The 20,984-nt window shown below is 67.4% G+C and carries 11 protein-coding genes; 7 read left to right on the top strand and 4 right to left on the bottom strand.

The features are described from left to right. Positions 1-63 precede the first annotated feature (63 nt). From GLA29479_RS13205 to GLA29479_RS13190, 4 genes are all read left to right on the top strand, one after another. The gene (locus GLA29479_RS13205) at positions 64-1,140 is read left to right on the top strand and encodes a LacI family DNA-binding transcriptional regulator (protein ID WP_057918003.1); all 1,077 of its coding nucleotides are present in this window, start codon (positions 64-66) and stop codon (positions 1,138-1,140) included. Positions 1,141-2,078: 938 nt separating this feature from the next. Beyond that, on the top strand, positions 2,079-2,924 hold the full coding sequence (gene kduI / locus GLA29479_RS13200) for a 5-dehydro-4-deoxy-D-glucuronate isomerase (protein WP_057918004.1): 846 nt from the start codon (positions 2,079-2,081) through the stop codon (positions 2,922-2,924). A gap of 10 nt (positions 2,925-2,934) precedes the next feature. Continuing rightward, complete coding sequence (gene kduD, locus GLA29479_RS13195; RefSeq protein WP_057971868.1) at positions 2,935-3,708, top strand: 2-dehydro-3-deoxy-D-gluconate 5-dehydrogenase KduD; 774 nt, start codon at positions 2,935-2,937, stop codon at positions 3,706-3,708. Between the two features lie 24 nt (positions 3,709-3,732). Beyond that, positions 3,733-4,185, top strand: coding sequence for a cupin domain-containing protein (locus tag GLA29479_RS13190; protein WP_057971867.1), 453 nt, complete (start codon positions 3,733-3,735; stop codon positions 4,183-4,185). Positions 4,186-4,197: 12 nt separating this feature from the next. On the opposite strand, the gene GLA29479_RS13185 is transcribed toward GLA29479_RS13190, so the two are convergent. The 3 genes from GLA29479_RS13185 to GLA29479_RS13175 form a co-directional block, all read right to left on the bottom strand. Next, on the bottom strand, positions 4,198-5,970 hold the full coding sequence (locus GLA29479_RS13185; RefSeq protein WP_211264982.1) for a ShlB/FhaC/HecB family hemolysin secretion/activation protein: 1,773 nt from the start codon (positions 5,968-5,970) through the stop codon (positions 4,198-4,200). 79 nt (positions 5,971-6,049) lie between these two features. Next, complete coding sequence (locus tag GLA29479_RS13180) at positions 6,050-6,520, bottom strand: hypothetical protein (RefSeq protein ID WP_057971866.1); 471 nt, start codon at positions 6,518-6,520, stop codon at positions 6,050-6,052. Positions 6,521-6,523: 3 nt separating this feature from the next. After that, positions 6,524-16,963 (bottom strand): hemagglutinin repeat-containing protein, encoded by a 10,440-nt coding sequence (locus GLA29479_RS13175; RefSeq protein WP_057971865.1) that lies wholly within the window; start codon positions 16,961-16,963, stop codon positions 6,524-6,526. Between the two features lie 365 nt (positions 16,964-17,328). On the opposite strand from GLA29479_RS13175, the gene GLA29479_RS13170 reads away from it, so the two are divergent. Continuing rightward, on the top strand, positions 17,329-18,261 hold the full coding sequence (locus tag GLA29479_RS13170) for a sulfite exporter TauE/SafE family protein (RefSeq protein WP_057971864.1): 933 nt from the start codon (positions 17,329-17,331) through the stop codon (positions 18,259-18,261). Positions 18,262-18,282: 21 nt separating this feature from the next. Here the strand turns inward: GLA29479_RS13170 and GLA29479_RS13165 are convergent, their stop codons facing one another. After that, positions 18,283-19,203, bottom strand: coding sequence for a LysR family transcriptional regulator (locus tag GLA29479_RS13165; protein ID WP_057971863.1), 921 nt, complete (start codon positions 19,201-19,203; stop codon positions 18,283-18,285). 119 nt (positions 19,204-19,322) lie between these two features. On the opposite strand from GLA29479_RS13165, the gene GLA29479_RS13160 reads away from it, so the two are divergent. Both GLA29479_RS13160 and GLA29479_RS13155 read left to right on the top strand, forming a co-directional pair. Beyond that, positions 19,323-20,024 (top strand): pirin family protein, encoded by a 702-nt coding sequence (locus GLA29479_RS13160; RefSeq protein WP_057918011.1) that lies wholly within the window; start codon positions 19,323-19,325, stop codon positions 20,022-20,024. Between the two features lie 119 nt (positions 20,025-20,143). Then, positions 20,144-20,974 (top strand): alpha/beta fold hydrolase, encoded by an 831-nt coding sequence (locus tag GLA29479_RS13155; protein ID WP_057971862.1) that lies wholly within the window; start codon positions 20,144-20,146, stop codon positions 20,972-20,974. Positions 20,975-20,984: the final 10 nt, after the last annotated feature.

Raw genomic sequence — 20,984 nt, 5'->3', positions numbered from 1 at the left:
GCGCGCTCGGCCTGCGATGCGGGCTAGAATCCCCCTATCCCTTCGGTCCCCCTCGCCTTGTCCATGCCGCCGCGCAAGAAAACTGAACGCATCGCACCGCCGGCCAAGAGCGCGAGCGCGGTGCCCGGCAAGGCGCAGACGATCAACGACATCGCGCGCCTGGCCGAAGTGTCGAAGAAGACCGTCTCGCGGGTGATCAACCAATCGCCGCTGGTGCACAAGGAAACCCGCGACCGGGTCGAAGCGGTGATGCGGGAGTTCAACTACACCCCGGACCCGTTCGCCCGCGGCCTGGCCTTCCGTCGCTCGTTCCTGATCGGCATGGTTTACGACAACCCGACCGCGCAGTACATCGTCAACATGCAATACGGCGCGCTCGATGCGATCCGCGATTCGGGCTTCGAGCTGGTGGTGCACCCCTGCGACAGCCGCAGCCCGGGCTACATCGACGGCGTGCGTCGTTTCGTGCAACAGCAGAAACTGCACGGGGTGATGCTGGTGCCGCGCGTATCCGAAGACCAGGCCCTGGCCGACATGCTGGCCGAGATCGACTGCCGCTATTCGCGTATCGCTTCGGTCTCGCTGGACCAGGCCTCGCGCATGGTCATCACCCACGACCGCGACGGTGCCGCCGAGGCCGCCGATTACCTGCAATCGCTCGGCCACCGCGACATCGCCCTGATCACCGGCCCGAGCAGCTATCGCTCCGCGCACGAGCGGACCGCCGGCTTCGTCGAGGCGCTGGCCAAGCGCGGCATCGAACTGCCGCGCGAGCGCGTGGTCGAAGCCGGCTACACCTTCGAGTCCGGCGTCGCCTCGGCCGAGCGCCTGTTGGCCGGCAATCAGCGGCCGACCGCGATCTTCGCCGGCAACGACGAGATGGCCGCGGGCGTCTACAAAGTGGCCTTGCGCGCCGGCATCAGCATTCCGCAAGAGCTGTCGGTGATCGGTTTCGACGACAGCCCGCTGGCCTCGCGCCTGTGGCCCGCGCTGAGCTCGGTGCGTTTGCCGATCCGCGACATGGGCCGTATCGCCGCCTCGATGCTGCTGGCCGAACCGGCCGCCGCTTCGGCACTGGCAGCGGCCAGCGTCCGCCCCCACCTGATCGTCCGCGACTCCTGCCAACCGCCTGCGCGTTGAGTCGCCGGGCGGCCGTTCCGCCGACCTCCAAGTCGAATTTCAACGACTCCCCGCCTGCGGCCGCCAGCAGGCTTCGCGCCGTTGCCGTTGCCGTTGCCGTTGCCGTAAAGATTCTGAAACTGCAGTTGCAGTTGCGGTTGCTGTGCGTCCTCGCGCACTAGCGAAGGCAATCGAAGACCCGAAGGGCGGCGCGCAGGGATGCGCGCCGTTTTTCATCGGGACAGGGATGTCCCGTATGAAAAATCCCTGCGGAAGCATCGCTCGTGCGGGCTGGTGATTCAAAGAAAAGCATTTTTCTTTGGTTACCTTTGACCGAAGGGAATCCAGACGGACTTTTGTTGCTTATGACAAAAGAAAGTAACCCGCCGCTTTAGTGGCGGAAGCTCTTGGCGTTTGATCTAGATCTTGATCTTGATCTTGATCTGGCTTGAGAGAAACGCCGCAAACCCGTTACGGCGCGGTCGCGGCTTGCGCCGCTCCTACCCGCGAAGGCACGCTCCTTCGATGAGCGATATCGGCTTTGTCGCCTCTGCGCGTCCGTTGGTCGCGGCTTGTGACCGAAGGAAATCCAGTGGGACGCCGCTCCTACCCTTTGCGAAAGCACGCCGCTTCGATGAGCGATATCGGCGTTGTTGTTTCTGCACGTCCCGTGGTCGCGGCTTACGCCGCTCCTACAGGGGGGGCCTCCAAACTGTCCGGCTTCGCCGTCGCAGCGCCGTCGGCGCATTTAATTCAACGCTTCATATACCGGCATTAATCGATTGATATAAAACGGTATTTAGGGAAAGCGGCCACACCTCGCGGCCCCCTCAAAGCGCAAACATCAGCCCCAAGCCCATCGTCCTCGCAACGAATGACACCGGTTAACCTTCCGGTCTAGAATCGTCCCTACCCCGGCCCCGCCGCCGGCCCGGGGCCCCGACCCGACGGAGCTTTCGATGTTCCAAAAGACCTACCACGCCACCCATCCCGACATGATGGCCGGCGCCAGCAACGAGCAACTGCGCGATCGCTACCTCATCGGCGATCTGTTCGCCGACGGCGAGGTTCGTCTCAACTACTCCCACAACGAACGCTTCGTCATCGGCGGCGCTGCACCGACCCACGCGCCGATCGCGCTGCCGCAGCACAGCGAGCCGGCCTCGGCCGCGGGCAAGTCGTTCCTGGAACGCAGGGAACTCGGCATCGTCAACGTCGGCCAGGGGGCGGGCAGCGTGCGCGTCGACGGCCAGACCTATGCGCTCAAGCCGAAGGACGGCCTTTACGTGCCGATGGGCACGCAGAACGTCGTGTTCGCTTCCGACGATGCCGCCGAACCGGCCAAGTTCTATCTGGCCTCGACACCCGCGCATGCGCGCCACGAGACCGTGCATATCTCCATCGACCAGGCCGTGCCGCTGCAACGCGGCGCGCTGGAGACCTCGAACGAGCGGGTGATCTATCAGTACATCGTGCCGGCCACTTGCCGCTCCTGCCAGTTGCTGCTGGGCCTGACCGTACTCAAGCCGGGCAGCGTCTGGAACACCATGCCGCCGCATCTGCACGACCGCCGCTCCGAGGTCTATTTCTACTTCGAACTCGGCGACCAGCGGGTCATGCACTTCATGGGCGAGCCGGCCGAGATGCGCCATATCGTGATCCGCAACGACGAGGCCGTCGTGTCGCCGCCGTGGTCGATCCACATGGGCTCGGGCACGCAGAACTATTGCTTCATCTGGGCGATGGGCGGCGAGAACCTCGACTACACCGACATGCACCAGCTCGACATCTGCCAACTCAAGTGAGGGCGCGCGCATGAACACCGATCCGCATCCGCGCGACCCATTCGGCCTCGACGGCACGGTCGCCCTGGTGACCGGCGCCAATCGCGGGCTCGGCCAGGCCATCGCTCTGGCGCTGGCCCAGGCCGGCGCCGACATCGCCGCGGTGGCCAGCGGCACGATGGACGAGACCGCCGCACTCGTGCGCGGCCTGGGCCGCCGGCTGCTGCCCCTGCAAGCCGATCTGTCCAGCCTGGAACCGATCGACCGCATCGTCGCCGAAACGGTCGAAACCCTGGGGGCCGTCGACATCCTGGTCAACAACGCCGGCCTGATCCGTCGCGCCGACGCGCTCGATTTCAGCGAGGCCGACTGGGACGCGGTCATGAACGTCAATCTCAAGAGCGCGTTCTTTCTTGCCCAGGCGGTGGGGCGCGGCATGGTCGCCCGCGGACGCGGCAAGATCATCAACGTCGCCTCGATGCTGTCGTTCCAGGGCGGCATCCGCGTGCCCTCCTACACCGCCAGCAAGTCCGGCCTGGCCGGCATCACCCGCCTGCTCGCCAACGAATGGGCCGGCAAGGGGCTCAACGTCAACGCGATCGCGCCCGGCTACATGACCACCGACAACACCGCGCAACTGCGCTCCGACGAAACACGCAACCGCGACATCCTGGCGCGGATTCCGGCCGGCCGCTGGGGACAGCCGTCGGACATCGGCGGCGCGGCGGTATTTCTCGCAAGTCGCGCATCGGATTACGTCAACGGTGCGGTCTTACCTGTCGACGGAGGCTGGCTGGCGCGCTGAGCGCCGCCATCCATGGAGTCCAGCATGAACCTGCCATCGATTCGCCGATGCTCGGCCGTTGCCGTTGCCTTCGCCGCGACAGCGATCGCGCCGGCCCATGCCGCGGCCCCGTCTTCGAAGCCGCGCTCGGATTCGTATGTCGAGCAGGCTCGCGACATCGCGCAAGCGCAACCGGGCCCGCACGAAGGCGAAGGCCGCACCACGGCCTATCCGTTCTTCGCCCAGGCCGAAGGCTTCGACCTCGTGTTCCGTCAGCGCAGCCTGCATCCGGGCGCGAGCATCGGCGAGCACACCAACGACAAAGACGAGATCTATTACGTCCTGTCCGGGCGCGGCGAACTGATGCTCGATGGTCACCGCCGCCAGGTCGGTCCGGGCGACGCGATCCTCACCCGCCGCGGCAGTCGCCACGGCCTGCGCCAATTCGGCGATGCAGACCTGACCATCATCGTGGTTTACCGCAAGCCTGCGCCCTGACCCGCCCGTGCGCTAGAAGCTCGCGCTGAGATTGAAGCCGAAGCTGATGTCGGCGGTGGGATAGCCGCGCGGTTTGGAGATCGGTGCGCCGGCGAACAGGTCGTAACTCAAGCGCTTCCAGCCGCCGCGTGCGCCGACCACGCCGCCGGCGAGGTCGCGGCCGATCAGCTCGGCGACCGAGCGGCCGCCGACGCGTCCGTAGTCGATACCGACATAGAGTTCGGTACCGCTTTGGCCAGGGACCCAACCGAGATCGTTGCGGATCAGCCAGCCGCGATCGCTGACCAGGCTGGTTTCGCCGTCGAAGCCGCGCACCGAATAGCGCCCGCCGATCGCGAAGCGGTCCTGCGGGGTCAGGGGCGTGCGGTTCCATTGCGCACGTACCAAGCCGACGTAGCGCAGTCGGCGCTCGCCACCGGCGATATCGAGCTTGAACGGTGCGGTGAGGCTGAACTCGGCGGTATACAGCTTCATGCGCGAGGTGCCTTCGCCGAAGCTCTCTTCGGGAGAGACGATGGAGCCGAAGGCGCCGGTGCCGCGCTTGTGGGCGACGGTGGCTTCCAGGGTCGCGCTGCCGACGAACTCCTTGTGATTGAGGCTCAGCTCCCAGCCGCCGACCACGCGGTGCTGCACCTCGATCTCGGTGTCGTCGACGAAGTTGCGCGAGGAGCGACGGAAGGCCTTGAGCGCCATCGCGGTCTTGCGGTGCTGGTCGCGGTACAGCAGACGCGAGACCTTGATCTCGCCGTTACCGCTCTCGCCCGAATAGACATAGGCCTGGTTGAGGCCGGCGACGCGCTGGTGATACTCGCTCTGCGATGCCGTCAGGGCCAGCGCCCAATAACCGTAGGGCAAGGAGTAATGCGCGGTCTGGCTCTCGTTGCCCTTGGCGGCGCCGTGGAACAGCGGGCTGGCGACGCCGTGGTTGGCGCTGACGTAGAACAGGTCGTTGAGGCCGAACGGATTATCCAGCGACAAGGTCGCGCCACCCTGGTTACGGCCGGTCGAATCGGTGCCGCTGTCGTCGAGGTTCAGGCTCACCCGCCAGTGGCGCGGCTGCACGTACTTGACCACCAAGTCGCTGTCGCCGGGCTTGGCGTCCTTGGCGCTGGACGGCTCGATCTTGATGTCGGCGTCGGCGGTCGGCGCACGCTTGAGGTTTTCCAGGCCTTGTTCGATATCGCGCAGGTTCAGCAGGTCGCCGACGCGAGCCGGAATCGCGCTGAGCAACAGGGCCGAACTGCCGAGCAACGGCGATGCGGAATCGGCGCCGAGCCGGATCGCGGCGATGCGCCCGGGCAGCAGGGTCAGGGTCAACGTGCCCTGGGACAGGTCTTGCGGTGCGGCGAGTACGCGCGTGGTCACCCAGCCCTTGGCGATCACCGCCGCCTGGACGCGTTCCATGACCACGTTGACGCCGTCGGTGCCGAGGCAACGGCCCAGCGCCGGGTCGTCGCCGTCGGGGCCGTCGAGGCGATCGAGCGCCCACTGGAACGACTCGGCATGGTCGCCGACCAGCAGCACCCGGTCGATGCGGAAACACGGCGACTCGGATGCGGGAATACGCTGGGTCGGCGCCGCCAACCCAGTCGGCAGACGCTCGTCGATGCTGCGCTCGTTCTGCTCGCGCAAAGCCCGCTCGCGTTCCTGCTGGCGCTGCTGCTCGATGATCGGCTGCGGGGTGGTGGCGACCTGGGCCGAGGCGAGCGCCGGCACCGACACAGCACAGGCCATGAGCGTCGCGCGGGTGGTGGCTCGCATCGAGCCGCGAATGAATCCGTTCAAGAACTTCTCCTGACCTGCCATGCCCGCGAGCGATGCGGCCGGGGGTGCGATGAATGAGTTGGCTTGCGGCGACCGCGGCTTAGGCCTTCGCTACATCCAGGGCGCGCCTGAGCGCCGAGCCCAGTTCGAGGTCGGAGGCATCGGGCGCGACCTGCAACGGCGGCGGGTCCTCGATCCACGGTGCCGTCGGCCCGGTGTTGTCGGCGGAGCGGAACTCGATACGATCGGCATAGACGCTGACCGACACGATCCGGGTGCCCTTGAAGAAGGCCTTGTCCGACTCGACTCCGCGGTCCTTGCGGTACTCGGCCATGACCGCCTGGAAGGCCTCCTTCTCCCGATGCATATGCGGGTGATGGAAGCCCGGCTTCCTGTCTTCGAGGCGGGCCCGCAGCGCGACGCCGAGCGCCTCGTCGGCTTCGTCGATCTGCAGCTTGGCGAATTTGCCATGTCCACCGAGCAAGCCGTTCGAAGCGCGGGATTGCGCCAGTACCAGCAATTGCCCGTTGCGCCGCAGATACACCGCGGCGCCTTGTTCACATCGTTCCATGGTTCATTTTGCCCTGAAGACGCGTATCACCACACCATTGTCGCGCCCGAACTGCAAGGCCCGGTTGATAGCGGCCATCTGCTGCGGTGTACCCCCCTCGGCCGGCAGGACCAACTCGAAGGCTTTGCGTTTGATGTCGTGGGGCTCGATATTGAAGGCCCTGTTTCCAATCAATCCCTTGCCGTCGGTGCCTTCGTAGTTAATCAGCTCCTGAATCTGCCTTTTGATCGTCGACTCGGCGGCGTTCGGATTATTGATGCGAGACGTGGTGTTCCAATCGTAGCTTTTGATGCTCACCGCATCGCCCAGGATCTCGTCGAAGACGTCGATCCCCCCCTCGTTGTTGTGCAAGCCGATGCCGCGCATGTCCCGGTCCAATACCTCTTCGGCGAACTTACCGCGCTCTTTGTTCGCTGGCACCCAGATCGGTCCGTTTATGTGGGTAAGAATAGGCGCATCGCGAATCGCATCGCCAGTTCGCTCGGTCGGCAGGTTCCACCGCAGATCCTTCGACGAGGGAATGTGCCCGGTGGCGATTTCGTTGCCGGCGGCATCCTTGTAAGTCGCAGCGGTGTAGGTCTTGATGGATCCACTGTAGTTCGGCAAATCGTTCAAGGTTTCCTTGACCGTCTTGATCTCGCCCGCGCCTGGCAATGCTTCGACGATCTCCTGGACCTTCTTGGCGCTGCCGGCACCCGCACCGGCCCCCAACAACGGTCCCACGCTGGCGACGTCGCCCAGGCTGGTGCCCACCGGGTTGCGCGGCGGCTGACCGGTGCCCCAGGCATTGGCGATGTCGCTGCCGGACCTGACGCTGTCGTACTGCTTGAAGATCGCCCAATACAGGTTGTTGCTGTCGCCGCGCGACAGCTGGTAAGCCCAATCGGCGACCGGCGCGGCGATATCGCGGACTTCGAGATTGCTCTTGTCGATGTAGTCCTTGTAGTCCTTGCCGGTGATCAAGCCGTTGACATACGCATTGCGCATGGCCGACTGCTGTTCCTGGATCTGCTCGTAGGCCGCGGTGGCCTCGCCGATCTTGGAGCGGCATTGCGGTGAATCGGGCGAGACGCAGGCGACGTTCAGCTCGGCCTGACGGCCCGCGTCGAGCTTGTTGAGATCGTCGCGTGCCCTGCATGCGGCAGCATCGCCGGTCTTGCAGGCGTTGTTGCTCTTGATCCATTGCTGGATCTCGGGGTGCTTGAGGTAGTTGTTGGAAGTGGCGGCATTGGCCACGTTCGCGCCCAGGGCGGTGTCGCCGCCGGAGGCACCGATGGCGGCGCCGAGCATGGTCGAGCCGGCCAACAGCAGGTCGTCGTACTCGGCCTTGATGCGCTTCTTGTCGGCCTCGCTGAGCCCGGCGGCGTTGTAGTCGTAGCCGTTCTCCTTGAGGAACTTGGCCATTACCGGCAACAGCGCTTCATTGACCGCACCGGCTGCGGCGCCGATCGCCGCGTTACCGTCGCCGAGCTTGGCGCGCACCAAGCCGGCCAGACCGTGCAGCACGATCTTCTGCGGGCTGCCCTCCTTCCATTCGTACTTGCTGGCGACGTCGCCGATCACGCTGGTGATCACGCCGCCGACCATCTCGGCGATGCGCTGCCGATCCTTGACCTCCTGCTGCCGCTTCGGAATCTCCTCGGCCTGTTGCAGGGTCAGGGTGTTGACCAGGGCGCCGTTGGCGGTTTCCGGGTCGCGGACGGTCAAGGTGGCCACGTTCTCGCGGCTCTTGTCGTCGATCTCGGCATTGCCGGTGCCGGTAATCTTGATGGTGCCGGGGCTGATGACGCTGAGGGTCTGGCTGGTGTCGTCGTTCTTGGCCGGCAGGCCGGCGCCGCCGTTGATGTTCGCCAACGCCGTGCTCATGACGCTGGAGCGGACGTTACTGGCCAGGCTGGTGCCCTGCGAGTACGCATTCGCGCCCGAGCTGAAGCTCATGTTCAGGCTGGAACTGGACGAGTTGGTCTGCTGCTGGTTGACCAGGTCGCTGGTGGTCAGGCTGGCGGTGGTCAGGCTGTTCTTGTCCGGTGCCGCGGTGCTGGCGATGGCGCCGCCCTTGAGGTCGGTGTTGCCGCGCACGACGATGTCGTAGCCGCCCTTGCCGGCGCTGATGCCGCTCTGCCCGGTGGCGCTCTGGTAGAGGTGGTTGACGCGATCGCGCGAGGCGTTGACCGAACCCGACACGTATTCGCCGTAGCAGATCGGCGGAATGCACAGGCTGAGGCTGAAGCCGCTGCTGCTTTCGCGGCTGACGTAGCTGGTGACGTCCTGCAGGGTCTCGATGTTGAGATTGCGGCCGACGTTCATCTCGACGCTGTCGCCGGCCAACTGCGCGCCGCGCAGATTGGTGTCGCGGCCGCTCTTGACCTTGAGCGAGTCGGTCGCGGTGACCAGGGTGTTGTCGTGACTGACCTCGAAACCGGTCTGGCGCCCCGACTTGGCGCCCGCCTCGACCTGGATGCTGAAACCGTTCTGCGAGCCGAAACCGAAGGTGACGCCGCCGCCGAGGTTGCTGCCCGAACTGGTGCCCAGGGTCGCGGCGGTGTTGCCCGCGGCGTACAGGTTGATGTCGCGCTTGGCGTCCAGGACGATGTCGCGCGCCTGCAGCTTACCGCCTTCGATATTGATGTCGGATTCGCGGGCGGTGATGTCGATGCTGCCGGCCTGGATATTGGTGCCGCGCTGGCTGGTGCTGACTTTGGCCGTGTCGGAACGCTCGCGGGTGCGGCTTTCGCTGACCGCGATGCCGAACGCGGCTCCCGAGGGATTGTTGGCCAGGGCCGCCTCGCTGCTGCCGGCGGCGACCGCGGACGCGACCTTGGTCGGATCCTGGCCCTGGCCGAAGCTGTTGACGCCGTTGGCGATCTTGTCGCCGCTGGCCAGCTTGTAGGCGTCGTAGCCGGACTTCAGCACCAGCGCGCCGCGCAGGCGGTCGTCGCTGGTGGTGCGCGCCGATTCGACCCGCTTGTACAGGCTGGTGATGGCGCCGCCGACATAGCCGGTGAGTTCGGCGCCGATGGTGTGGCCGCTGCTCTCCTTGTGCTTCTTGCTGACCTCGCTCGAAGTCGCGGCCATCAGGTTGACCGCGTTGCCGGAAATGCTGACCCGGTTCTTGGCCAGCAGGTTGGCGCCTTCGGTGGTGACGTTGCCCTGCCCGGTGCCCTGGTACTTGGGGTCGGCGCCGGCATACAGGCTGAGGTTGCCGTTGTTGGCGCTGATCAGGCTGGTGACCGCGGTGCTGGACTGGCCGGTGCCGTCCTCGCCCTTGCGGGTGCGGCTGTACAACGTCTGCTTGGGCGCATAACCGACCCGCAGGTTGAGGGTCCGATCGTTCTTGTCGCTGGCCGAGATCGTGTTGCTGGTGTCCTGCGCGGCGAGGATGTCGATGTTGCGGCCGGCGGTGATGCCGACGTTGCGATCGGCGATGACGTTGCTGGCGATGATCTGGGCATCGCGACCGGCCTCGATGCTGACGTTGCCGCCGCTGACGCTGCTGCCGACCTGTTCGGTGCGGCTGCCGATCTCGAACTCGCTGCGCGAGCTCTTGTTGTAGGTCAGGCCGTCGGTCAGGTTGCGCTTGAAGCCGCTGCTCTTGCTGGAGGCGAAACTCGCCGACTGCGAATGCTCCTGCGCGCTTTCGATGCGCACGTCGCGACCGGCGCTGAGCACTGCCTGGTTGTTGGCGGCGATCTCGCTGCCGCGCACGACCAGATCGTTGCCGGCCGACATCACCACATTGTCGCCGCTGAAGCTGCTGCCGATGACCCGGGTTTCGCTTTCGCCGTCCATCTTGTCGCTGCTGCTGCGCGAAAGCAGTTTCTTGCTCGAGCTGTGGCTGACCGCGAGCATCGCGCTGGCGGACTGGCCCGCGTCGATGCGGATGTCGTTCTCGGCGCTGACCGCGAGGGTGCCGCCGGCGGCTACCTGGGCCGCGCGTGCCTGCACGTCGTGGCCGGCGCTGATCGCGACGCTGCCGCCGCCGACGATCTGCGAGCCGACCTCGCGGCTGTGCGCGGCGATGCCGCTGGCGGTGGTGTCGCCGCTGCTGCCGCTGACATGGGCCGAGGTGGAGAGCGTGACCGTACCCAGATTGACGTCGCGGCCGGCGTTGGCCAAGGTGCGGCTGCCCTGGCCGACGTTGGCCAGGATCGCGCCGGTCAGGTTGAGATCGCGTTCGGCCGAGGCCAGCAGCACGCCGCCCGGATCGGTGACGTAGACGCCGGCGACGCGGTCGATGTTGTTGCCGGTCAGCAGGCCGGTCGAGTTCTGGGTGGTGGTGCGGATGTTGATGTCGCGGCCGGCGGTCAGCACCGCCGAGTCGCGTGCGGTGATGCTGCCGCCGATGTTGTTGAGGTCGTTGCGCGCGTCGATCGCCACGTTGGCGCCGGCGATGCGGCCGCCGAGGTTGTTGACGTTTTCGGCGGTGATCGACACCAGCGCGCGGCCGGCGATGGTGCCGGTGTTGACCACGTCGCCGGCGCTGCCGATGCGCACCGCGTTGCCGGCGAGCAAGGCGCCGGAACCGTCGATGTCGCCGGGGCGCACGCGCACGTACACCTGCGGCACCAGCACGCGCTGGGTGCCTCCGTCGGGCAGGCTCACGGTCTGTTCGACCAGCCAGACGATGTCGCTGGTCAGCTGTGCCATCTGCGCCGCGGTCAGGGCCACGCCCGGTCGCAGGCCGTATTGCTGGGCGAAGGTCGCGCCGGCGTTCATCAGCGCGGTGTACTGGGTTTCGTCGCTGCCGAAGCCGTCCAGGTAGCGATAGCCGGTGAGCTGTGCGACCTGTTCGCGGATCAGTTTCTGCTCGTAGAAGCCGTCGCCGAGGCGCTTGAGCAGATGCTCGGGCTGGAAGCCCATGCGGCTCAGCAGATAGTCGCTGCTCAACCACTGGCGATGGTTGGCGAAGCGCGGATCGGTCTCGATCAGATAACGACTGCCCGCATCCGGACGCAGGCCGAACAGGCTGGCGCGCGGCACCGCCGCATTGGGCAGGCTGGTGCGCACGACCATCGGGATGGTCTCGTTGCTGCCGGTGCCGCCGGCGCCATTCGCACCGCCGGCCGTGCCAGCGCTGGCGCCCGAGGCGCGGATCACCGCGCCGACCTGGGCCGGCACTTCGACCACCGCACCCGGGCCTGCGCCGCCGTTCACCCCGCCTGCGCCACCGCCGTGCGCGTCGACGTCGGCCGTGCCGGCCGTACCGGGGTTGTAACCCTCCACCGCGTTGACGTTCTGCAGCGGGGTGTATTTCTCCAGGTCGATGGTTTCGTTGATGTCGGGATGGCTGACGCTGCCCTGGAGCTCGCCCTTGTGGTTCATCACGATGGTCGAGCTGACGATGCGGCGGTTGCCGGTCAAACCTTCGTTGGTGACGTCGCTGGCAGTCAGCGTGCCGCCGGCGATGATCTTGCTGCTCTTGTTGTGCACGGCGCCCGACAGCGCCATGTCGCCGCCGGCGACGATGCGCGAGGGGTCGACGTCGGTCGCTGTGTCTTCGGTGACCGCATACGAGGTCGTCCACAGGCCGAAGCCCTCGACAGTGAGCAACTGGCCCGGGGTGCCGTCGGGGTTGCGCAGATACACGATCGGCGAGCCCATGACGAAGATCACTTGGTCGAGGGTGTAGAAACCGCTGCCGCCGATCGGCGCCAGCAATACGGTCGGTGCCTTCGGCGGCATCGCCTGTGGGCCCTTGCGGATGTGCACGTCCCAGTTGTTGATGCGGCCCATCGCGATCGACATATCGCCGAGCGACTCGATGTCGGCGCTGAAGTTGTTGAGCGTGCCGCCCTGCCCGGTCGCCTCGCGTTCGCCGTTGAGCGCGCCGCCGATGAACAGGTCGCCGCCACTGAAGATCAGCGCGTGCTCGCGGTTGTTGATGGTGCCCGCGCCGATGTCCAGGCGGCTGCGCGCAGCGATGGTGCCGGCCTTGATCGTGCCGCCAACGTTCTCGGCGTCGTTGTTCACGGTGCCGGCGCCGATGGAAACCGCGTCGCCGTAGATGCGGCCGGTACCGATGTTGTTGAGGGTGCCGGCGTCGAGACGGGTGTCGTGGCCGTCGATCAGGCCGCGATTGGTCAGCGTGTCGGCGGCGCGGACGATGGTGGTGCCGGCGCTGATTTCGGCGCCGGCGCTGTTGTCGACGTTGCGCCCGGCGACGGTCAGGGTCTGGCCGGCGGCGAGCTTGCCGTGATTGGTGAAGTTGCCGGTCGTGGTGTAGCTGACGTTGCCGTTGGCGCCGACCTCGCCGTTGTTCACCACGTCCTGGGTCAGGGCGATGCTGAGGTCCTTGCCCGACACCGCGCGGCCGTCGCCGCTGAAGCGCGCGGCATCGATCTTGAGCAGCTTGTCGGCGACCAGGGTGCCGTTGCCGTTGATCAGGTCGAGCGTCTTCGCCGCCGGGTTGGCGGCGTTGGGGTCGACGATCGCGACGGTATCGCCGGCCGAGATCAGGCCGCCGCGGTTGTCGACGGTGCCGCCCGTGGTGATGGTCGTGATCGCATCGGCGCGGATCGCGCCGGAGCGGTTGTCGAGGCCGCCGGTGTTGATCGCGACGCTGCCGCCCTCGATGCCCTGGTTCGCGCCCGAGGTGCCGGCGTTGACGACGTGGCCGGCATTGAGCGTGGTCGTGCCGAGCGCGCGGATCAGCGCGCCGCTGTTGTCGACCGTACCGGCGCTGATCGCGAGATCGCCCTTGGCCTGGGTACGGCCGCCGCGGTTGTCGTAGGTCGCGCCATGGGTGTCGATGCTTATGCCGCTTTCGCCCAGCACCGTGCCGCCGCTGTTGCTGACCGCGCCGGTGTTGGCGACCAGCGCCTGCTTGGCGCCGATGAAGCCGGCGTTGTTGTTCACCGTGCCGGCGTTGAGGGTGAGGGTGTCCGCGCTGCTGATGCCGCCCTGGCCGTTGCTGGCGCCGGCGGCGTTGGTGTTGATCAAGGCCTGGCCACCGGTATCGATGCTCATCGCCTTGCCGGACTGGATCACGCCGCTGTCGTTGTTCAACAGGCCCGACTTCAGAGCGACGGTGTTGGTCGCCGCCAACGCGCCCTTGCCGCTGTTGTCGAGGGCATGGCCGCGGGTATCGACCGATAAGCTGTCGCCGAACACCTTGCCGCCGCGGTTGCTCAAGCCGCCGTTGGCGAGCGTGGTGCTGGCGCCGGCCTGCAGGCTGCCGCCGTCGTTGCGGGTCATGCCGGCGGTGGCGACGTCGAGGTTGCCGCGCACCGCGGCGACGGTGCCGCCGCTGTTGTCGAGGCTGGCCGCCTGGATACGGGTATTGCCGTTGCCGGCGATGGTGCCGCCGATATTGCTCGCGGCGCCGCCCTGGGTGTCGACGGCGACATCGCCGACCGAGGTGATGCGGCCGCTGTCGTTGTTCAAGCCCCCCGCCCGCAGGTCGAGGTTGCCGCCGGCGCCGATCTCGCCCTTGAGGCTGTTGTCGAGCAAGCCGTCGACGCTGAGGCTGAGCGCCGAGCCCTCGGCCGCACGCAGGGTGCCGGCGCGGTTGCTGAGGCTGCCGGCGGCGACGCGGGTCTGGCCGTTGCTGGCGAGGATGCCGCCGCTGTTGTCGAGCGCGCCGCGCACGCCGATGCGGGTCGCGCCGGTACCGGTCTGTACGATCTGTCCGCTGCGATTGCTCAACGCGCCGGCGTCGATGGCGACCTGTTTGGCGCTGGTCTTGCCGCCGTCCTGGTTGAAGGCGCCGGCCAGCTCGACGAGCAAGCCGCCGTTGCCGGTGATCTGGCCGTTGTCGCCGTCGAAACGGCCGCCGGCGATCTTCAAGGCGCCGCTGCCGGCGTGTTCGATCTTGCCGCCGCGGTTGCTGATCGCCGCGCCCTGCAGCCCCAGGTCCTGGCCGTTGCTGGCGATGCGGCCGCCGTCGTTGTCGAGCCTGCCGCTGACTGCGAGGGTGCTGGCCCCGGTGCCGGTCTGGACGATCTCGCCGCCCTGGGTGTTGGCGATATTGGCGGCGCGGAGATCGAGTTCGCCGGCGTTGAGCTTGCCGGCTTGGTTGATCAGCGTCTGTGCGCCGTTCGTGTTGGCGGCGACGCTCAAGCGGCCGGCCGTGGCCACGGTCGCGCGGCTGGTGTCGACGTTGCCTTGAGTGGCGGTCAGCGCGATTTCGGCAGCGCTGGTCTGGCCCGCGGAAATATCCACGCTCGCGCCCTGCAGGCTCGCCTTGCCGGCGGCGAGCTGAGTGCCGTGGGCGACTAGGGCGCCACTCGTGGTGACCTGCAATTCGCCCGCGCCGGCGAGTTTGCCGTCGGCCTGGATGCCGGCGCCGAGCACGCCGGTGTTGCCGCCTTGCAGGCTGCCGGCGGCGATCAGTGCGTTGCGACCGGCGGTGATGCTGCCGTCGTTGCTCAACACACCGCCGGTCGCGATCGTCGCGTCGTTGGCGCCGCGCAAGCTGCCGCTGTTGGCGAGGCTGCCGGCCTGCAGGTGCAGATCCCCGGCCGCGCCGATCTGGCCCTGCGCGTTGCTCACGGCGCCGACCACATTCAAGCGCGTGCCGGCCTGCGCCGACTGGATGCTGCCCTTGGCGTTGTCGAGCGTAGCCGCGGTCAGGCCGACATCGCGGTTGGCGATCAGGGTGCCGGCGTTGTTGAGCGCCGCGCCGCTCACCGTGGCGGTGAGGGCGCCCGTGGCGGCGATGGTGCCGCCGCTGTTGTCGAGTTTTCCGCCGACCGAAAGCTGGGCGTCGCTGGCGCTGGTCAGCGTGCCGTCGCGATTGAGCAGGTCGCCGCTCGCGCTGATGTTCAAGCGGCCGGCGTTGAGCTTGCCGCCGCTGTTGTCGAACTGTTCGACCCGGGCGTTGAAGACGTTGCCGATGTTGAGCGTGCCGCCGCGATTGTCGAAACGGGGCTGGCTGACCGTCATGTCGGCGACGCTGAGGCTTCCGCCCTGGTTTTCCAGGTTCGCGCTCTGCAGCGAGATCGCACCGCCGGCATAGATGCGCCCGCCGTCGTTGCGGACCGCGCCGGCCGCGGCGATCAGGCCCGGCGACGGCGGCTGGTAAGGCGGCGGCACGACGCCACCGCCTTCGCCGCTGCCCGGAGTTCCGCTTCCGTTGCCGGGTGTGCCGCCGCCAGGCGTGGTCGGTGGCGTGCCGCCGCCATTGCCCGGCCCGGTGCCCGGTGTCGGCGTCTGCGCGATCGGCTCCAGGCCGATGCTGCCGCCGCGGTTGCTCAGGCTCGGCGCGTTCACGGCCAGCGCCGCGCCGCTGGTCTGGCGCAAGGTGCCGCCGCGGTTGTCGAGGTCGCCGGCGCTGTTCAACTCAAGACGCGAGCCTTCGAGCGTGCCGCCCTGCTCGCCGATGCGGTTGTTGAGGGCGCCCTGGGTCGCGATCTTGAGGTTCGCGCCGCTGGATACGCGGCCGCTGTTGTCGAGCGTCGACGCGCTCAGGTGAGCATCGGTCGTGGCCTGCAGGGTGCCGATGTTCTCCAGGCGTCCGGCGCTGGTGACCACGAGTTGGCCGGCGCCGGCGAGTTGCGTCGCCGAAGTCGACGCCGCCTGCACGGTGCCGGCGTTGCGCACGCCGAGTCCGGCTTCGGTGCCGACCAGGACGATCTTGCCGGCGTACATGCCGCCGAGTGCGGCCACGTCCAAGGCATAGGTCGGCGCGTTGCCGGAGGCGCTCGCCGCGGCGACCTGGGCGTGATCGGCGGAGATCCGATTCGCGCCGGTAACGACCTTGAGCTCGCTGGCCCAGATGCCGGCGTTGGCCTGCACCGCGCGGGCCAGGATCGCGGCGTAGTCGGTCTTGCTGGCGTCCAGGCCCTTGCCGTCGATGGTGATGGTGCCGCCGCGGACCAGGAAGCTGTCGAGGCCGCCGAAGGAGTTGAACTGCGGCGTGCCGGTGGTCAGGGTGGCGCGGCTGGCGTTGATGAAACCGCCGCCGTCGACGGCGATACCGGCCGGGTTGGCGATGATCACTTCGGCGCGTTGGCCGCCGACTTCGAGGTAACCGCGCAAGCGGCTGGCATCGCCGCCGTTGACTTCGTTGAGGATGATCCGCGCCGGCCCGGTGGCCAGATTCGGATTGCCCTGCACCCACCCGCCGAGTTGGGTCTGGACGTTGCCGCGGCTGTTGTTGAGGATCGCGCCTTCGGGGCCGACGTTGAACTGCTGGTAGACGTTGCGGCTCACACCCGCGGCCGACGGCGTCTGGATGTTGACCAGGGGCACGCCGTTGGGTGCGGTCAGGATGACAGGGCGCTGGCCGCCGGGCAGCTCCGGTGCGGCGACCATTTGTCCGTGACTCGGCGAGGCCGAGAGTGCGGCGACCAACACGACCGTCGCGGTCAGCGGCGCGGTTGCGCGGTTCGCGCACGCGCCCTCGCCGTCCTTGGCGAGTGCCGGCTTCGTCCCGGAAGCCGACGCGTTCGGTTGCGTGCCGTGAGCACGCGCACGGGCGATGCGAGGCGGAAGGCGGGTCATGGTCTGTCGTCCTTGAAAGAATGGCGCGTCGTCGCCGTCGGCACCGCACCCCGCAGGGCATGAGCTGGCGTTCGCTTATCCAGACGAGGCAGGAGCGGCGATCCCTACCCCGGCCCTCGAAACCGACCCGATCCAGTGATGCAAGTCACACTCTCGTCGCGGGCTCGGGCGTAGCGACACCGGCCCGGCGCCGGGCGTTCCGCCACGACGCGCCCGGCGACTATGCATTTATCCGCACGCAGAGCGCATAACCGATACAAGCCGCGTCGGCGCGCGGGTCCGACCATGGCCCGGGTCCTGTCCGGAGGCGCCATGTCCGTCGTCGAATTCGTCAGCCGCTTGCCCCCGCCGCTCGGGGCACTGTCATGAATCGTCCGAGCCTCGAGGTCGCCCTGCTTTGGTCGGCCCTGGCCTTGCTGGCACTGGCCTATGCCTGGCGTTGGTACGCGCTGGAGCGCGCCCGCCGCAAACAGGATCGCGATGCGGACGCGGGCGTGTCGCGGTGGCCCCGTCCCGGCGACGGGCTGACCGGCTTCGTCGCCAATTTCTTCGATACCCTCGGCATCGGCTCTTTCGCCACTACCACCGCGATCTTCAAGTTGCGCGGCCGGGTCGCCGACGATCGCATTCCCGGCACCTTGAATGTCGGTCATGCGCTGCCGACCATCGTCCAGGCGTTGATCTTCATCGCCGTGGTCAGCGTCGACTTCGTCACCCTGGCCGGGATGATCGCCGCTGCGGTCGCCGGCGCCTGGGCCGGCGTGCGGGTGGTGGCGCGGTTGCCGAAACGCGCGATTCAGATCGGCATGGGCATCGCCCTGTTGGTCTCGGCGCTGCTGTTCCTCGCCACCAATCTGCAATGGTTGCCCGGCGGCGGCGACGCCTTGGGTCTGCACGGCGCGACGCTCGCCTTCGCCATCGCCGCCAGCTTCGTGCTCGGTGCCTTGATGATGCTCGGCATCGGCCTGTACGCGCCGTGCCTGATCCTGGTCAGCCTGCTCGGCATGAATCCGCTCGCGGCGTTCCCGATCATGATGGGCGCCTGCGCTTTCCTGATGCCGGTCGGCGGCGCGGCCTTCGTGCGCAGCGGCCGCTACGACCTGCGCGCGGCCTTCGGCCTGACCTTGGGCGGTATTCCCGGCGTGTTGATCGCGGCCTTCCTGGTCAAGTCCCTGCCGTTGGAATGGCTGCGTTGGCTGGTGTTGGCGGTGACCTTGTACGCCGCGGTGCAGATGCTGCTGTCGGCGCGGCGGGCGCGGACGGAGGCTGCCGGCTCGCTGAAAGCCGACCGTGCTTGAGTAGCGCGGGTAGGAATCGCCTCATTCGCCCGGGTCGGCCCACGGCGCCTTCTCGAACTTGCGCACGAGGTAGTCGATCAACACCTGCACACGCGCCGGACGGATCCGGCCCGGCGGCGTGACCACGTGCAAAGCGATCGGCGGCGGCGCCCACTCCGGCATCACCACTTCGAGCTTGCCGTTGCGTAGTTCGCGCCAGACCAGGAACTCCGGTTGCAGCGCCAGGCCCTGCCCTGCGAGCAGCGCGGGATTCAAGGCCTCGGCATTATTGACCCGCAGCGGTGTCGACACGCTGATCGAGAAATCGCCGTGGCGTTTATGGCTGAAACGCCAGGCGTTGCCGAAACGCGAATAGGTGTAGAACAGCGCGTCGTGGTCGGCCAGTTGCCGCGGGTGCTTCGGCCGCCCGCGCCGTTCCAGATAGGACGGCGCCGCGACCAGCAGGATGCGCACGCCGCACAAACGCCGCGCCAGCAGGCTCGAATCGGCCAGGGTCGAAATCCGCAGGGCCAGGTCGTAGCCGCCGCCGATCAGGTCGGTCACGCCGTCGTCGAACACGATCTCCAGGGCGATGTCGGGATAGCGCGCCATGAACTCGGGCAGCAGCGGCGACAGGTGGGCGATGCCGAACGACATCGGCGCGGCGATGCGCACCAGCCCGCGCGGACTGGAGGCCTGGGCGGTGATCTCGGCTTCGACCGCTTCGCCCTCGGCGAGGATGCGGCTGGCGCGTTCGAGCGCGCCGCGGCCGCTCTCGGTCAGCGACATCTTGCGCGAGGTGCGGTGGAACAGCACGGTCTTTAGGCGCGTTTCCAGACGAGTGATCGCCTTGGACACGGTGGCTTGCGACAGGCCGAACTCGGCGGCGGTGCGTGCGAAGGATCCGGTTTCGGCGACCTTGGCGAAGATCGCCCAGGCTTCCAGGTCGGGCAGTTTCTGCATGGGGAATGTCCATGTCAATATTGGAAAGAATGCTTTTCCATTGGTTCCATTCTAAACCTGATCGCATCGGCCTATCGTTCTCCTCAAGCCACACGGCACTCATCCACGAGGACACCGACATGATCGAACTTCGCCCCTACGACAGCCTCGGCGGCGCCGACCACGGCTGGCTCGACGCCAAGCATCACTTCTCCTTCTCCGGTTACCGCGATCCCGAGCGCATGGGCTGGGGCGCGCTGCGGGTCTGGAACGACGACACCATCCAGGCCAACACCGGCTTCCCGCCGCACTCGCATGCCGACATGGAGATCATCACCTACGTCCGCGACGGTGCGATCACCCACCAGGACAACCTCGGCAACCGCGGCCGCACCGAAGCCGGCGACGTCCAGGTCATGAGCGCGGGCACCGGCATCCAGCACGCCGAGTACAACCTCGAGTCCGGCACCACCCGCATCTTCCAGATCTGGATCATTCCCGATCAGCGAGGCGGCGCGCCGACCTGGGGCAGCAAGCCCTTCCCCAAGGGCGACCGCGCCGGTCATTTCGTGACCCTGGCCAGCGGCATCGAAGGCGACGAGGACACCTTGCCGATCCGCGCCGATGCGCGCGTGCTCGGCCTGACCCTCGCCGCGGGCGAATCGGCCGAGTACGTCTTCGGCGACGACCGCTATGGTTATCTGGTGCCGGCCAAGGGCAGCGTCGAAGTCAACGGCGTACGCTTGCAGGCTCGCGATGGCGCGGCGATCCGCAACGAGGGCGCGATCCGCGTCGTCGCCATCGACGATGCCGAATTGGTCCTTGTCGACACCGCGCCCTGATCTCAGCTTTCGCCGTTGACGTTACGAGTTCGAAACCACTCCCTGCGACACCGGTCAACGCCGGTGTCGCCCGCATCGAACACACTTCCCCTCTTCCCCACCGCACAGGAGCGACCACCATGGGCACTTTCACCACCAAAGACGGCGTGCAGATCTATTACAAGGACTGGGGCCCGCGCGACGGCGAGCCGGTGGTCTTCAGCCACGGCTGGCCGCTCAGCGCCGACAGCTGGGAAGCGCAGATGCTGTTCCTGGCCGAGCACGGCTACCGCACCATCGGCCACGACCGCCGCGGCCACGGCCGCTCCAGCCAGCCCTGGGACGGCAACGACATGGATCACTACGCCGACGACCTGGCGCAGTTGCTCGAACATCTCGACATCCAGGGTGCGACGCTCTTCGGCTTCTCCTCCGGCGGCGGCGAAGTCGCGCGCTACATCGGCCGTCACGGCACCAAGCGGGTCAAGAAGGCCGGCCTGATCTCGGCGGTACCGCCGCTGATGCTCAAGACCGACGCCAATCCCGGCGGCCTGCCGAAGGAGGTCTTCGACGGCCTGCGCGCCGGCTCGATCACCGACCGTTCGCAGCTGTACCAGGACCTCGCCGGCGGCCCGTTCTTCGGCTTCAACCGGCCGGGCGCGAAGAGGTCGCAGGGCATGATCGATTCGTTCTGGGTCCAGGGCATGCAGGGCGGCCACAAGAACACCTTCGACAGCATCAAGGCGTTCTCGGAAACCGACTTCACCGAAGACCTGAAGAAGTTCGACGTGCCCACCTTGATCGTGCACGGCGACGACGACCAGGTCGTGCCGATCGATGCGGCCGGGCGGGCCTCGGCCAAGCTGGTCAAGAACAGCAAGCTCGTGGTCTATGCCGGCGCCCCGCACGGCCTGACCGACACCCACAAGGAAAAACTCAACCAGGACCTGCTGGCGTTCCTCAAGTCCTGATCGTGCGCGC

Origin of the sequence: Lysobacter antibioticus (genome assembly GCF_001442535.1) — a bacterium.
In the GTDB taxonomy this organism is placed as follows: domain Bacteria; phylum Pseudomonadota; class Gammaproteobacteria; order Xanthomonadales; family Xanthomonadaceae; genus Lysobacter; species Lysobacter antibioticus.
This window is presented reverse-complemented; position numbering and strand designations above follow the sequence as displayed.

What these genes read in the sequence shown, in the direction of transcription:
- GLA29479_RS13180 (WP_057971866.1), bottom strand. Translation starts at nt 6,520, where the DNA reads ATGGAACGATGTGAACAAGGCGCCGCGGTGTATCTGCGGCGCAACGGG.
- GLA29479_RS13175 (WP_057971865.1), bottom strand. Translation starts at nt 16,963, where the DNA reads ATGACCCGCCTTCCGCCTCGCATCGCCCGTGCGCGTGCTCACGGCACG.
- kduI (WP_057918004.1), top strand. Translation starts at nt 2,079, where the DNA reads ATGTTCCAAAAGACCTACCACGCCACCCATCCCGACATGATGGCCGGC.
- GLA29479_RS13190 (WP_057971867.1), top strand. Translation starts at nt 3,733, where the DNA reads ATGAACCTGCCATCGATTCGCCGATGCTCGGCCGTTGCCGTTGCCTTC.
- GLA29479_RS13205 (WP_057918003.1), top strand. Translation starts at nt 64, where the DNA reads ATGCCGCCGCGCAAGAAAACTGAACGCATCGCACCGCCGGCCAAGAGC.
- kduD (WP_057971868.1), top strand. Translation starts at nt 2,935, where the DNA reads ATGAACACCGATCCGCATCCGCGCGACCCATTCGGCCTCGACGGCACG.
- GLA29479_RS13155 (WP_057971862.1), top strand. Translation starts at nt 20,144, where the DNA reads ATGGGCACTTTCACCACCAAAGACGGCGTGCAGATCTATTACAAGGAC.
- GLA29479_RS13160 (WP_057918011.1), top strand. Translation starts at nt 19,323, where the DNA reads ATGATCGAACTTCGCCCCTACGACAGCCTCGGCGGCGCCGACCACGGC.
- GLA29479_RS13165 (WP_057971863.1), bottom strand. Translation starts at nt 19,203, where the DNA reads ATGCAGAAACTGCCCGACCTGGAAGCCTGGGCGATCTTCGCCAAGGTC.
- GLA29479_RS13170 (WP_057971864.1), top strand. Translation starts at nt 17,329, where the DNA reads ATGAATCGTCCGAGCCTCGAGGTCGCCCTGCTTTGGTCGGCCCTGGCC.